We start from the raw sequence: 14,205 nt of genomic DNA, 5'->3' as shown, positions 1-14,205 counted from the left end.
CCCATTTGTGCGTAAGCTTCAAAATTACATCGTGTTAATCGGATGCATCTTTTGATAAAGCTTCAATTTTTTGTACCGGAAATTGAACACTGCCGTAACATTATTTGTTTGCCAACGACATATGGCCGTATGAAAATCAGACCTAATAATTTTTATGTTCATCCTTTTGGCATGGGCTTCTTTTGCCCAGGATAAAGCCACATTAAGCGGATACCTTAAGGATGCTGCTGATGGTGAGGTACTTATTGGGGCTACCATCTATGTTCCCTCCTTGAAAACCGGTGCAACAACAAATGTGTACGGGTTTTATTCCATTACCCTGGCCAGGGGTACATATGAAGTTGAATTTTCCTACATCGGGTATGGTAAAGAAACCCGTACCATTTTGCTGGACCAGAATGTACGGTTGGATATGGAGCTAACCTCACAAAGCAGGCAGTTGCAGGAAGTGGTTATAACAGGCTCAACCGAAAAGTCGATGGTGCAATCAGTGGAGATGAGCGTGAACAAGATTGACATTAAAACCATCAGTAAGATTCCCGCTTTTTTGGGCGAAGTTGACGTAATCAAAAGCTTACAGCAATTGCCGGGAGTAACAACAGTAGGTGAAGGTGCTTCTGGCTTTAACGTGCGTGGTGGCAGTGTGGGGCAAAACCTGATACTGCTGGACGAAGCTTCGGTTTATAACTCATCGCACCTGCTGGGCTTCTTCTCTGTGTTTAATCCGGATGCTGTTAAAGACGTTAAACTTTACAAAGGCGCTATACCGGCACAATTCGGTGGACGGATTTCATCTTTGCTGGATGTGCGCATGAAGGAAGGCAACAATAAAGATTTTGAAGTAAATGGAGGAATCGGGACAATATTCAGCAGGTTAGCGGTTGAAGGTCCTGTTTTGAAAAACAAAGGATCGTTTATTGTGGCCGGCAGAAGATCGTACATTGATATTCTGGCCCGGCCTTTTGTTGATGTTTTACAGGATGGAGCACGCCTTAATTTTTATGACCTTACCGGAAAAGGAAACTATAATATCAACGAGCGCAACAGGCTTTACTTATCCGGGTATACGGGGCGTGACATATTTTTCTTCGATAAGAACCAGGGATTCTCGTGGGGAAACAACACGGCAACGTTGCGTTGGAACTCGATTATAAACGACAGGCTCTTTGCTAATTTTTCAGGCATATACAGTAAGTATGATTACTCCCTTCAGTTTGGCGAAGATGACCGCGACTATTTTAAATGGAAATCATCCATAACCAATTACACCTTTAAGCCGGCTTTCAGTTATTTTATCAACAGCGAAAATGAAGTGTCGTTCGGGGCAGAAGGTAACTACTATAGTTTTAATCCGGCCACGGCATCGGGGGCTTCTAGTGGTGATGTGGTGGACATTAGCCTGGCCAGAAAGTATAACCTGGAAGCGGCTGTTTACCTGAGCAATAACCAACGCATCAATGAAACCTTTTCGGTTGAATATGGACTGCGTTATTCTTACTTCTGGGGTTTTGGCCCGGGAAACCAGGTAACCTATAACGACACCACAGCGGGTGTTCGAAGAGTTCCTGTTAACATAGAATCGTTCAAAAGGGGTGAGGTAATGAGCGAATATGGAAACCTGGAGCCACGGCTTTCGGTAAAAGCGCAACTTTCTCCATCAAGCTCAATAAAAGCCAGCTACATACGCATGGCGCAGTACCTGCACCTGATCTCAAACACCACAGCATCAAATCCGTTGGATGTATGGACACCGAGTTCCCGAAACATTAAGCCCGAACTTGGCGATCAGTATACGTTGGGTTACTTCAGGGATTTTGGTAACGACAAGGACTATGAGTTTTCGGTTGAGGCTTACTACCGCAGCACCAAAAATCAAATTGATTACATCGATGGCGCTGACCTGTTGATCAATGAATTTCTGGAAGGTGATTTGTTAAACGGTATTGGAAGGGCTTACGGCCTTGAGTTTTACCTGCAAAAGAAAACAGGAAAATTTAACGGATGGATAGCCTATACCCTGGGTCGCACAGAACTTAAAATGGAAGGCATTAACCGTGGCCTTTGGTACCCCACACGTTTTGACCAAACCCACAACCTTAAGCTCACCGGTTTCTACGATGTTTCGCAACGGGTATCGCTTTCGGCAAATTTCACCTTGTTGTCGGGTACGCCAACAACTTTTCCAACGTCTCGCTACATCATGCAGGGTATTTTAATACCGTACAATGAAAGCGACTCGCGCAATAATGTACGGATACCGGCCTTTCACCGTTTGGATATTTCTGCAAGGCTTGAGGGGAAAACGGTCAGGAAGAATGGAAAGGTTAGAAAAAATACCGATTACTGGGTGTTTGGATTGTATAATGTGTACGGAAGAAAAAATCCGTTCTCTATTTACTTTTCTCAAGCCGATGAACGCGTACCTGCCGGTCAACCTATTGACAGCCAGGCTACGCAGCTATCCATCATAGGCACTATAGTGCCTGCCATTTCATACAATTTTCATTTTTAACATGATGAAGATGCAAAACAGGAATTTTATTTATGTAGCAATTATTGCGGCTTTATTAAGCGCTTGCGAAACCGTTATTGATCCTTCACTCAAGCCGGCCACACCCATACTGGTAGTGGATGCCTGGATTACAAACAGGCCTGAGCCGCAGGTGATCAAACTGACAAAAACTCAATCGTACTTTGATAATGCGCTTCCTCCGGGAGTGTTGGGTGCATCGGTTACGATTGAGGATAGCAATGGAGAGGTGTATACTTTTTTAGAGAGTGATACTGAGCCTGGTGCTTACGTCTGGACACCCGGTACAGGTGAAGTTTTTGGAGAGACCGGGCTCACCTACACCTTAAAAATTTTAGCCGAAGGTGAATCTTACACTTCGGCAACCCGAATGGGGCGCGTTCCGCCCATCGATAGCATAACCTTTCAATTGCAGGAAGGCAATCAATTTGTTACTGATTTGTACCTGGCCGAGTTTTGGGCTACCGACCCTGTAGAACCGGGCGATACCTATTGGATTAAAACGTATAAGAACTCAAAACTGTTGAATAAGCCCTCAGAAATCAGCCTCGCATACGATGCGGGTTTCTCACGGGGCAGTAATTTCTCAGGTATCGTATTTATTGCACCCATACGTACCTCCATTAATCCTTTTGATCAGGACGATAAGAATAATTTTCTCTCACCGTATGTTGTGGGCGATTCGTTGTTTGTCGAGCTCCATTCACTCACGGATGCGTCATTCGATTTTTTAACTCAGGTTGTTGTGCAAACGAATCGTCCCGGAGGTTTTTCTGAATTATTTTCAACACCGTTGGCGAATGTTTCTACTAACATCAAAAATGTAAATCCAAATGGGAAGAAGGCTGTTGGATTTTTTAATGTTGCGGCCGTCTCGGGGTTAGGAAGAAAATTTGCCAGCCTTGATGATGTAACAAAGAAAAATTAGGATTAATTAAAAACAGGTTTCCACAAACTCAACCTGACAGCAAGTCTTCCAGACAAAACAAAGCCCCGACATTGCTGCCGGGGCTTTTAAACGTTGCGCTTAACCTATCAAACCGTACCCCTTGTTGACTGGTTGGGATGCTTTGTGATCCCGTTAAACCGTGCGGTGGACGCGCATCGTTTTTTTCTTGATTCTAAACCTATTTCACTTCAATGGTTTTCATGGGTTTGTCAGGGGTCAATGCTTTTTTGGCAATCATAATCCTGAGCAACCCGTCTTCATACCTGGCTTCAATCCGGTCAGGATTAACATTTTCAGGCAGGTTAAAGGAGCGTGTGAAATTGGTGTAGTTAAATTCTTTACGGGTGTAGTTTTCCTCCTTCACCTCTTTTTCTTCTTTCTTTTCGGTGAAGATGTTCAACACACCGTTTTCAATGTTAATGTGGAAATCTTTTTTGGTCATTCCAGGAACGGCCATTTCGATTTCAAATCCTTTTTCCAGTTCTTTTACGTTAACTGCAGGAACGACCTGAATCCTTTTCATCCAGTCTGCATCAAAGAAGCGGTCGTTATCGAAGAAATCAGACAACCACTTGTCCGTGAACAAGTTGGGTAACACCGGTGACTTAAGGAGTGTCATAATTACCTCCTTTTTATTTTCTTTTTACCAAGAACTTTTGTTGCTACTAAGGTGATTTTCTGGATTGAGAAAAACCATGAGGGTTGTCATTCCTGCACATGACTTAAATCATCGAAAGCAGAATTTCAATCGTTTGAATTTTTCAAAATCCTTATCTTTCGGCCGTAACCAGCATCCCAAAAATATGGCTGAAACGGCAAGCGTGAAGGAAAAAAAGGAGTCGAAGAAATCAAGCATGGAGCGATCGGTTTTGCTAAAAGCTTACGAACTCATGTGTACTGCCAAACGCATGGCTGAAACATATGATGAGAACAGGGAAGTGTGCAGCAAATACGTACACAGTACATCGCGTGGGCATGAGGCCATACAATTGGCTTTAGGGCTTCAACTAAAACCCTGGGATTATGCATCACTTTACTACCGTGATGAATCTGTTTTACTGGCGATTGGAATGGAGCCTTACGAACTGATGCTTCAACTCATGGCCAAACGCGATGATCCGTTTTCGGGCGGTCGCTCGTATTATGGCCATCCATCATTGAAGCGCGAAGGTTTTCCGGTTATTCCTCACCAAAGTTCTGCAACCGGTATGCAGGCCATACCGGCTACCGGCATGGCACATGGCATTGCCTACCTTGAATCACAAAAACTGCTGGATGCACAAAATAAACCTATTGTAGTGTGTTCGTTGGGCGATGGATCAGTAACCGAAGGAGAGGTAGCTGAAGCTTTTCAAATGGCCGTGCTAAAGAAGATGCCCATCATCTACCTGGTGCAGGATAATGGTTGGGGTATTTCAGCAACCGGTGACGAGATGCGTGCTATGGATGCTTATGAGTATGCGGCCGGTTTTAAAGGTATGGAACGCATGCGCCTGGATGGTTCAGATTTTATTGATTCGTACAAGGGAATAAAGAAAGCAATAACTTACGTACGGAAAAACAGGGGACCTATTTTGGTCCATGTCAGGTGCCCGCTGTTGGGGCATCACACCTCAGGTGTGCGAAAGGAGTGGTATAGGGGTGAAGATCTTGATGGTCATCAACTTAATGACCCGATAGTAAAATTTGAAAAATGGCTTCGTGAATCCGGTGAAACGGAGAAAACGTTGAGCGACATCAGGAAGACTGCTTATGAAAAGGTAGCTCATGATTATCAGCAAGCTATTAAAGCCGCTGATCCTGATGTTGAAGATTTTGATTCGCACGAGTTTGCGCCAACACCCGTAACCAAGGAGTTGGGTGAGCGATCGCCAAAAGGAGCAGAGAAAGTTATCATGGTTGATGCTGCCCTTCATGCTGTTGATGAAATTATGCGCAAACATCCAGAGGCGTTGTTTTACGGACAGGATGTTGGCCGCAGGTTGGGAGGGGTATTTCGGGAGGCAGCAACACTGGCCGAAAAGTATGGTGATCACCGTGTTTTTAATACGCCTATTCAAGAAGCCTACATTGTTGGATCTACTGCAGGCATGTCGGCCGTAGGGGCAAAGCCCATTGTTGAAATCCAGTTTGCGGATTATATATGGCCTGGTATCAATCAATTGGTTGAAGAACTTTCCAAAAGTTGCTACCTGTCAAAAGGTAAATTTCCGATACAAGCTTTAATTCGGGTGCCCATTGGGGCCTATGGTGGGGGAGGTCCCTATCATTCGGGTAGTGTTGAGTCAACGTTACTGACCATACGCGGTATAAAAGTGGTGTACCCTTCCAATGCTGCCGACATGAAGGGACTGCTTAAGGCATCGTTTTATGATCCAAATCCTGTGGTATTGCTCGAACACAAGGGTTTATACTGGAGCAAAGTGCCCGGTACGTTGGATGCAAAAACAGTAGAGCCGGAGGAAGATTATATTATTCCGTTGGGTAAAGCCCGCATTGTTCAGGAAGCGTTGGATGAAAAAATAAGTGGCGGTGAATCGGCTGTTATTATTACTTACGGCATGGGTGTGTATTGGGCAAAAGAAGCTTCGCGAAATTTCCCGGGCCAAATCGAAATACTTGATTTGCGTACACTCAATCCAATTGATTGGGAAGCTATAGTTGGTTCCGTAAAAAAGCATAACCGTGCTTTTGTACTTACCGAGGAGCCGCTGTTAAATTCATTTGCTGAATCGTTGGCCGGCAGGATACAACGCGAATGCTTTAAGGATTTGGATGCACCGGTATGGTTGTTGGGGGCCGAGAACCTGCCTGCTGTTCCGCTTAATGTTGATTTGGAAAAGATGATGCTGCCGAATGCTAAAAAAGTGGGGAACGCACTTGAGCACTTGTTGAGGTATTAGATTAGAATGGAAAACCTACTCCAACATTGTAAATTACCGGTTCACGATTTACGCCAAATGGCCTGAAAAACTTTATTTTATCCAACACAAACCTGTCGCCCTCGGGTCTGCCCGGGTCATAAACTTTCATGCCGGCATCAAAACGCAGTATAAGAAAAGAGAAATTAAACCGTAGCCCTATTCCGGTGCCTACTCCGAATTCTTTATAAAACTGGTTTAATTTGAATTGCGAGTTACCATTTTCAATAACGTTTCCTTCGCTGTCGCGTACAATACGGGGCTGAAGCGTCCAGACATTTCCGGCATCCAAAAAGACAGCACCTTCAATAAAGCCAAATAGTTTCCTGCGCAATTCAATGCTGGCTTCCAGCAAGGCATCGCCCGGTTGCTCAAAGCGGTAGTCGTACAGGCCGTCCTTAACCGGGTCGGCACTTTGTCGTGGCCGGAAACTACCGGGCCCAAGCCTGCGCGGTCGCCAGGCGCGTACACTATTGCTACCGCCTGCGAAGAAATATTTTTCATACGGCAGTACACCGGTATCATCGTAAGAATAACCTACGCCACCATTAAAGCGATAAGCCAGGTTTGTATTTTTATCGATGATCCGAAGCCGTCTGAAGTCGGCACTTAATCGGATATACCGGAATGAGTTTAATCCGTTGCGTGCAATAATGGGGTAGTCAAAAATATTTTGAAGTGTGCCACCACTTTCCAACGACCAGCGGAAGAAAATCGAGTTCTCTTCCAGGTTTCCGTAGTTCCTGTGGTTCCAGGCCATACTGAAAATAACACTGCTTACAAAGGAGGGTTCGAACGTACGGAATAAGGTATTGCCTTCGTTCACAAAAAGATCGGTGAGCAATTGTTGAAAGGCCGGGTCGAGCCTGGAGTTAATGACGCTGAGGTTGGCCAGGGTAAGGTCGAACCTCCTGATGCGTTGGTTTTCCCAGCTATATACATAATTTACGGTGGTGGCTGAACGGATATATTCAGGCCGGTTGGTGTAGTTATACCCGATCAGGGCTTTTGTGCGTGGGTTGATGCGCCCGAGCTTATAACGGGTTTCTTCTTTTAGCGGAAAGAGGAATTGTGGAAAGGTGATCGATGCATTTACACCGGCCTCAACACTTTGGTACACATTAGCCGTTGCCGTTGCCGAAGCTACACCCTCATAACCAATGCGACCGTTCATTTCAAAATTTTCCAATCCCCTGAAAATATTACGCTTCTTGAAGTTGATGTTATAGAAAGGACCCGGAAATCCTTGTGTTACGTTAACGCCTACTTCATTCGACCATTGGTAGCGATCGAGTGCATTGGTAAAAATATTCGCAATGAATTTTCCACCGGTCGTATCGAAATTTATGTTTACAAACTTAAAATTATCGAGGTTGGCCAATTGGCGTTGGGTGTTAAAGGTTTGGGTGCGGCTGTAGTATTCGCCAGGGTGAAGAAAGATACGTTGACTTAAAATTTTGGGGCTGTAAAGTTTTTCATAGTATTCAAAATCTGTTCCGCGGTAATTCTGGCGCGTTCGGCTTACCCCCGGAATATTCATGCCCGCATCGGTAGTGAAATGAACTTCGTCAATGCTGAATTTTTTGTGATATCCTCGCTTGGCAGGATCGTTGATCAGAAGCCTTATGGCAACACGGTGTTTGTCGCGGTAGGCGGTATCTACATCAAATTCGATGTACTGCCTGCTAAAATCATAATACCCGTATTCTTTAAAGAGGAGATCTATCCGTTCACGTTCTTTCGAAAAATTATCCTGGTTGTACGCTTCACCTTTTTTTAAAAAGCTTACGGTTTTTGTTTCAAGGATCAGTTTGTGCAGGGCTGAATCAGGGATGCGGTACATAACTGAATCTAAAATGTAAAGCGGGCCTGTTAATACAGTATATTTAACATTTACCAGCTTAGCTGCTTTGGTGGTGGTGCTAAAGCTCACTTTGTTTTTAAAGTACCCGTGGTTAAACAGGTAGTCCTGGAATTTTTCAACAGTAAGCTGTATTTTCGCACTATCGAAAATACTTACCGGCTCGCCCCAACGCATCCAAAAATTTCCGTTTTCGAGCGTGTTTTTCAGTTCTTCGGTTTTACGTTGCTTTTTAAATTGGCGGTTAAGTACTTTTTTTTCGGTTTCAGCCTTTTTGATGCGAGCATCCATTTTCGCATTGAGGCGTGAAATCTTTTTTTCGATTTTGACCGGGTTAAAGCGCTTATAACCGAAGTAATATATAGCTACCAAAGAGTGTACCGGTGTGCCTAAAAATTTCTTATTGCTTTCCTGAACGTACAACCCTTTAAGGGCAGAAATGCTTACACCTTTTGGGGCATCAATTTTTTGTCGGTACAGCATTTTTTCATTCTCCTTCAGATGTTTTGTACCCAGGCAACTTTGCAACAGGGCCGCAGTGCTGAGGATAAGAAAATAATATCTAATTTTCGTGAAGTTCAATGGTCAAGTAAACATGCTTTCGAAAGCCCGCATTAAGTATATTAAATCTTTGCAAGTAAAGAAATACCGACAATTGGAACAACGGTTTGTGGTGGAAGGTGCAAAGAGTGTGCTGGAGTTGTTGGGTTCTGATTTTGTTCTCGATACCATCATTGGCACGCCATCGTTTATCAGTTCCAATCAATCGTTGCTTGACCGTTATAAAGGCGAGCTTGTGGAGGTGAAAGCGAGCCTGTTATCGGATTTGGGTGAATTCAAGACAAACGATACAGCGCTGGCCATAGCCCGCATAAAGCCTAACCTTGCTTTAAGAGTTGGAACGGATGAATTTGTTTTGATGCTGGATGATATACGCGATCCGGGAAACCTGGGTACCATCATTCGGGTTGCCGATTGGTACGGCATAACCAAAGTGATTGCATCAACAGATACAACTGATTTATATAATTCCAAGGTTCTTCACGCCAGTATGGGTTCCTTTACACGGGTAGGGATGTATTATACTAACCTGGTACATTTCCTTGATCAGGTGACGGTACCGGTGTGGGGTACTTTTTTAGGGGGTGAGAATGTTCATACCATGGCCATCGGTAAAAGCGCAATTATCGTTATTGGAAACGAAGCGCGGGGTATTTCAGAGGCTGTTGAGAAAAAAGTTACGCAAAGGGTAACGATACCTCGGTTTGGTGGGGCAGAGTCGTTAAATGCAGCGGTTGCCACCGCCATAATTTGCGATAATCTAAGGCGTCCCCGGTAAGTATTTCGTTAAAAAAATCCTTTACTCTTGTGTGCCGCTTCTTCCATAAGTTTGCTCGCATTTTCTTTCCCAAGGTATCGATCGATTAACGAATGTCCCAGGTAAATAAGCGGGGTAAGGGCTATGGCAATTACAAACTTGTAGATGTAATTGGTAATGCCAATAGCAATAATTTGCGTGTTTGAGAATACACCATAAAATGCGATAAACAACACTACAAAGCTGTCAACAAACTGCGAAACAAGGGTTGATCCGGTGGCCCTTAGCCATAGCATTTTCGATCCCGTTAATTTTCGCAGGCGTTGAAATACAAAAACATCTACCAATTGCCCCAGCAAAAAGGCTGTCAATGAGCCTGCGATAATCCTTAACCCTTGTCCGAAAATTTTTGAAAAGGCAAAATTGATGTTGAATGAATTGCCATCAGCATCTTTGCTGTTGGCATCTAGCCACCACTGTGCGGGCGGCAATTCTATGGTAAGAAAAATCACCAGGAAACTGTAAGCAATCAGCATAGCAGTGAGGTAACTGATGCGCTTTACACCGGGCTTGCCAAAATATTCGTTTATCAGATCAGTAGTAACAAAAACGATGGGCCAGATGATAACCCCGGCCGTAAGGTTAAAGTCCATTATAAAACCCATAATATTGATATGCGCGGGGTCAATTCCTACGGTGGCCTCGGCAGAAAAAATTTTAGTGCCGATCATTTCGGCCAGTAGTGCATTGGTGAGAAATATGCCACACAACACAACAAACAACCGGTTCTTTTTTTGCTCCAGGGTTATCATCATTCTTCCAGGGTAAACGTTAGCCCTTCTTCGGCCAGCACCGTGTTGGTAAAAATGTGCCGGGCTTCTTTTAAAAGTGGATCCAGGTCCTTATAGCGGGCGGAGAAGTGACCGATAAGCAATTTCCCAACTTTTGCCTTCAATGCTATTTCAGCAGCCTGGGCGGCTGTGCTGTGTTTGGTTTCTTCGGCTTTGTCTTTTTCCGACTCCATGAAAGTGGCTTCGTGGTAAAGAACATCAACCTGCTCAACTATGTTCACCAGGCGATCATCAAAAGCGGTATCCGAGCAATAGGCATAGCTTCGGGATTTACGTGGTGCAAGGGTTATATCGGCATTGCGATAACGTATAGTCCCGTCCACCTCTAACACATCGGCCCCCGTTTTTAAACTGGCCACTTGTTGCAGGCTTAGGCCTGCCGGTAGTCTGTCTTTGTCGATTCTTCTGGGTTTAATTTTTTCCCGAAAAAGAAAGCCTGAGCAATCAAGTTTATGTTTGAGCGGTATAGTGGATACTGAAAGTTGATTGTTTTCAAAAATAACGTGCTGCTTGCCTGGGGTTAATGTGTGCAGGATAATATTGAATCGTGGTGAAGAAAGGGAATACCTGAATTGTGTAGTGATTATCTCGCCCAGGCCCCGATGGCTGTACAGGTGTAGGTCATTTGTGCGGTGGTTCAGGTGCATGGTAAAGATCAGCCCAAGTAAGCCCAGGTAATGGTCGCCATGGAGGTGTGAAATAAAAATGTGGTTTATGCGATGAAGGTTTGCGTTGTACCGCATGAGTTGCATTTGTGTGCCCTCGCCACAGTCTACCAGAAAGTGCTGGTTTTGGATTTCGACAAGTTGTGCTGAAGGAAATCTTCCGAATGCCGGAAGTGCCCCACTTGATCCCAGTATGGTGATTTTAAAACTCAACGGGTATAAATAAAAAGACCAAAACCCGGAAGGTCTTGGTCTGCTTTAAAATTCGTTTACATGTTAATGGCCATCCGTATTTTTCAGGTCCTTTTCAATTTCGTGCATAAATACTGTATCAACCGCTTCTTCAACAGTTGGCAATATATTCAACACACTATCCAATTGTGAAATCTTTATCAGTTTGCTGGTGTGATCGGATAGTGAAGCCAGCACGAATATCCCGCCATCTTCCTGCAATATGCGGTTGCCCACCAGTAATGCACTAAGGCCTGAGGAGTCGGTATATTTTACCTCGCTTAAATCCAATACAATATTGCGGACGCCTTCGGCATGCAGGGTGATTAATTCTGACTTCAATCCAGGAGCAACGCTTGAATCCAGTTTTTCTTCATGCAGGCGCATCAGGCAGTACTTCTCTTGCTTATCAATGGTATACTTCATTTTTTAAGGATAATTAACCGTTTATGTTGATGATTAAGCGCCTAAATTAAGTGATTTTAGTGAATTAAGGATACTTTGCTCTATTCTTTGCCCAAGGGCACTATAATCAACCGGTTCCAACAATGAGCCGGTAACTTGTTGATATAATTCTTTGTAACGGGCTGAAATCGATTCCACCACCTGATCAGTCATTTCAGGTACGCGTTGGCCTTCTTTACCCTGAAATCCATTTTCAATGAGCCACTGCCGTACAAATTCTTTTGATAGTTGCTTTTGGGCTTCGCCCTTTTGTTGGCGTTCGGCATACCCGGAGGCATAAAAGTAGCGTGACGAATCGGGTGTATGCACTTCGTCAATCAGGTAAATCTTATCGTTGTGTTTTCCGAATTCATATTTGGTATCCACTAAAATAAGCCCACGTTCTGCAGCCAATGCCGAGCCTTTGGCAAACAATGTAAAAGTATATTCCTCCAATTGGGTGTAATCCTTTTCACTTACTATTCCCCGCTCTAAAATTTCTTTGCGCGAAATATCCTCATCGTGCCCTTCGTGTGCCTTGGTAGTTGGCGTTATAATGGGGTGAGGCAGTTTGTCATTTTCTTTAAGTCCATCCGGTAACGGAACGCCACACAGCATGCGTTTACCTGCGCGGTATTCCCGCCAGGCATGCCCCGCCAGGTAGCCCCGCACCACCATTTCTACCGGAAAGGTTTTACACGTGAAGCCAATGGTTACGTTTGGATCAGGCGTTTCAATAACCCAATTGGGCACGAGTTCTTTTGTGGCCAATAAATTTTTTGCTGCAATTTGATTGAGTACCCTTCCCTTGTCGGGGATGGCGCGCGGAAGTACCACATCGAATGCTGAAATGCGATCGGTTGCTACCATGGCCATAATGTTTCCGAAATAATAGACATCGCGAACTTTTCCGCGATAAAAGCCGGTTTGCCCGGGGAATTTATAGTGGGTTTCTTTTATGGCCTGCATATGCAATTCAAAGGCGCAAAGTAATTAAAACTTGGGGTAAGAAATGGAGCGGATTAAAAAATACAGGCTCAGAAATGCCCGATCGTTAACTATTGTTCAACCAAAATACCGGCTTTAAACACATACGTTTTAACAAGGTTGCCGGCTTCGTCAAATTCCTTCCATTCTTTGTGCTTTTTGTCGGCCACGTATTCGCCTTGCTCTTTCACTTTTCCATTGGCATGGTAGGCTGTAAATAGGCCATGCTTGCGCTGCGATTTGCACTCGCCTTGCGATTGGAGGGTACCATCTTCGTACCAGGTTTTAAACGGGCCATTGAGCAGGCTGAACTTATAGGTTTCTTCCAGTTTTGGTTTACCGTTTTGATAATATTCATACCGGCTACCCGAAAGCTTTCCGGCTTCGTAATTTTCTTTTATCCGTTCGGTGGTGCCATCGGTGTGATAGAATATCCACATACCGTGTGGGGCATTGTCGCGATAACGTTTAACCGAAAGTTTCTTTTCGTTATCTGAATACTCTTCTATAACCCAATCTTTTCCTGTCAATGATGGTTGTTCTTTTAACTTCAGTTTTCCGTTCGGGTGGTAAACCAAACCAGTACCGGTTTTCCGGCCTTCGGAATATTTAAAGCGGTGCTTTACGGTACCATCGGCATAGAAGCCGGTGTTATCGCCATGCAGCAGTCCATTCATGAAAGACCCTTCCAGGATAAGATGACCATCACGATCATAGTTTTTAAATGATCCGTTTTTGGTACCCTCCGCTATGGTGGAAACGGTTTCCAATTGCCCGTTAGTGTAGTAGGTTTTTAAAAAACCTGTGAGTATCCCATTCTTGTAGTTCGCTTCCTTTTCTATGGTTCCGGATTCATAAAAGTAACGGGTGATACCGTTGGGCTTTCCGTTGAGGTAATAGATTTCACTTTTTAAGTTTCCATTGTTATAGTATTCGCGTACCACGCCATCGGGTTTTCCTTTTTTAAAAACCGTTTCGCTTTTCATTGCCCCATTGTCGTAATACGATTGCACGCTATCAACCAATATGTCGTTTTGGTAATAGGCGCGTTGCACTTTTTTGCCAGCTTCGTCATACACTTCAACCGGCCCATGGCGCATGCCGTTTACGTATATCATTTTGCGTGCAGGATTGCCGGTGTCATGGTATTCCATAAACTCACCATTCTTTTTTCCGTTGTTAAAACTGCCTTCCACAGCAAGCTTTCCATCAGGGTAAAAGCGCTGGTACTTTCCTACAAGCTTTTCGGTGTCTTCGCGGGCTACTGCATAAATCTCCTGTATTTGCGTTCGGGAAGCATCGTAATAGGTACGCACTTCGCGTTGGGCAAAAGCGAATGAGGGTATAAAAAAAAGAATATTGAAAATAACGCGATTCATGAGTGAGGAAATTGAGGATGCACGTACAACGGAATTTCGGTTACATTTATTGTCACTCAAAAATGTTGT

11 protein-coding genes are annotated in these 14,205 nt (G+C 44.2%); 4 read left to right on the top strand and 7 right to left on the bottom strand.

Translation table 11 applies throughout. The features are described from left to right. Positions 1 to 154: 154 nt before the first annotated feature. Complete coding sequence (locus tag KIT51_12290) at positions 155 to 2,512, top strand: TonB-dependent receptor (protein UYN85651.1); 2,358 nt, start codon at positions 155 to 157, stop codon at positions 2,510 to 2,512. A 1-nt stretch (position 2,513) separates the two neighbouring features. Then, positions 2,514 to 3,458: a DUF4249 domain-containing protein gene (locus KIT51_12285; GenBank protein ID UYN85650.1), complete on the top strand. Its 945-nt coding sequence runs from the start codon at positions 2,514 to 2,516 to the stop codon at positions 3,456 to 3,458. 199 nt (positions 3,459 to 3,657) lie between these two features. On the opposite strand, the gene KIT51_12280 is transcribed toward KIT51_12285, so the two are convergent. Then, positions 3,658 to 4,098: an Hsp20/alpha crystallin family protein gene (locus KIT51_12280; GenBank protein UYN85649.1), complete on the bottom strand. Its 441-nt coding sequence runs from the start codon at positions 4,096 to 4,098 to the stop codon at positions 3,658 to 3,660. Positions 4,099 to 4,282: 184 nt separating this feature from the next. Here KIT51_12280 and KIT51_12275 point away from each other — a divergent pair, with 184 nt between their 5' ends. After that, positions 4,283 to 6,382, top strand: a complete 2,100-nt coding sequence (locus KIT51_12275) for a tungsten formylmethanofuran dehydrogenase (protein UYN88580.1) — start codon at positions 4,283 to 4,285, stop codon at positions 6,380 to 6,382. A gap of 1 nt (position 6,383) precedes the next feature. On the opposite strand, the gene KIT51_12270 is transcribed toward KIT51_12275, so the two are convergent. Further along, a complete protein-coding gene (locus KIT51_12270; GenBank protein ID UYN85648.1) occupies positions 6,384 to 8,744 on the bottom strand; it encodes a BamA/TamA family outer membrane protein in 2,361 nt (786 codons plus the stop codon). Between the two features lie 112 nt (positions 8,745 to 8,856). On the opposite strand from KIT51_12270, the gene KIT51_12265 reads away from it, so the two are divergent. Further along, on the top strand, positions 8,857 to 9,600 hold the full coding sequence (locus KIT51_12265; protein ID UYN85647.1) for an RNA methyltransferase: 744 nt from the start codon (positions 8,857 to 8,859) through the stop codon (positions 9,598 to 9,600). Positions 9,601 to 9,608: 8 nt separating this feature from the next. Here the strand turns inward: KIT51_12265 and KIT51_12260 are convergent, their stop codons facing one another. The 5 genes from KIT51_12260 to KIT51_12240 all read right to left on the bottom strand — a co-directional run bounded on the left by KIT51_12260 (position 9,609) and on the right by KIT51_12240 (position 14,136). Beyond that, positions 9,609 to 10,394 carry a queuosine precursor transporter gene (locus KIT51_12260; GenBank protein UYN85646.1) on the bottom strand — a complete coding sequence of 262 codons (786 nt, stop codon included), beginning with the start codon at positions 10,392 to 10,394 and terminating at the stop codon, positions 9,609 to 9,611. Then, positions 10,391 to 11,308 carry a ribonuclease Z gene (locus tag KIT51_12255; protein UYN85645.1) on the bottom strand — a complete coding sequence of 306 codons (918 nt, stop codon included), beginning with the start codon at positions 11,306 to 11,308 and terminating at the stop codon, positions 10,391 to 10,393. Before KIT51_12255 ends, KIT51_12260 begins: the two co-directional genes overlap by 4 nt. 63 nt (positions 11,309 to 11,371) lie before the next feature. Then, entirely contained in the window at positions 11,372 to 11,752 is a 381-nt protein-coding gene (locus tag KIT51_12250; GenBank protein ID UYN85644.1) for an STAS domain-containing protein, read from the bottom strand. Positions 11,753 to 11,785: 33 nt separating this feature from the next. Next, complete coding sequence (locus tag KIT51_12245; protein UYN85643.1) at positions 11,786 to 12,739, bottom strand: phosphoribosylaminoimidazolesuccinocarboxamide synthase; 954 nt, start codon at positions 12,737 to 12,739, stop codon at positions 11,786 to 11,788. A gap of 89 nt (positions 12,740 to 12,828) precedes the next feature. Continuing rightward, positions 12,829 to 14,136 carry a toxin-antitoxin system YwqK family antitoxin gene (locus KIT51_12240; protein ID UYN85642.1) on the bottom strand — a complete coding sequence of 436 codons (1,308 nt, stop codon included), beginning with the start codon at positions 14,134 to 14,136 and terminating at the stop codon, positions 12,829 to 12,831. Positions 14,137 to 14,205: the final 69 nt, after the last annotated feature.

It is taken from the genome of Cyclobacteriaceae bacterium, assembly GCA_025808415.1.
Taxonomy (GTDB): domain Bacteria; phylum Bacteroidota; class Bacteroidia; order Cytophagales; family Cyclobacteriaceae; genus UBA2336.
Note: the sequence above shows the minus strand (reverse complement) of the source record. Positions and strands in the feature narration are given on the sequence as shown.

Coding starts and splice junctions, on each gene's coding strand:
- KIT51_12270 (UYN85648.1), bottom strand. CDS start 8,744: ATGCTGTACCGACAAAAAATTGATGCCCCAAAAGGTGTAAGCATTTCT.
- KIT51_12280 (UYN85649.1), bottom strand. CDS start 4,098: ATGACACTCCTTAAGTCACCGGTGTTACCCAACTTGTTCACGGACAAG.
- KIT51_12240 (UYN85642.1), bottom strand. CDS start 14,136: ATGAATCGCGTTATTTTCAATATTCTTTTTTTTATACCCTCATTCGCT.
- KIT51_12245 (UYN85643.1), bottom strand. CDS start 12,739: ATGCAGGCCATAAAAGAAACCCACTATAAATTCCCCGGGCAAACCGGC.
- KIT51_12265 (UYN85647.1), top strand. CDS start 8,857: ATGCTTTCGAAAGCCCGCATTAAGTATATTAAATCTTTGCAAGTAAAG.
- KIT51_12260 (UYN85646.1), bottom strand. CDS start 10,394: ATGATGATAACCCTGGAGCAAAAAAAGAACCGGTTGTTTGTTGTGTTG.
- KIT51_12285 (UYN85650.1), top strand. CDS start 2,514: ATGATGAAGATGCAAAACAGGAATTTTATTTATGTAGCAATTATTGCG.
- KIT51_12250 (UYN85644.1), bottom strand. CDS start 11,752: ATGAAGTATACCATTGATAAGCAAGAGAAGTACTGCCTGATGCGCCTG.
- KIT51_12275 (UYN88580.1), top strand. CDS start 4,283: ATGGCTGAAACGGCAAGCGTGAAGGAAAAAAAGGAGTCGAAGAAATCA.
- KIT51_12290 (UYN85651.1), top strand. CDS start 155: ATGTTCATCCTTTTGGCATGGGCTTCTTTTGCCCAGGATAAAGCCACA.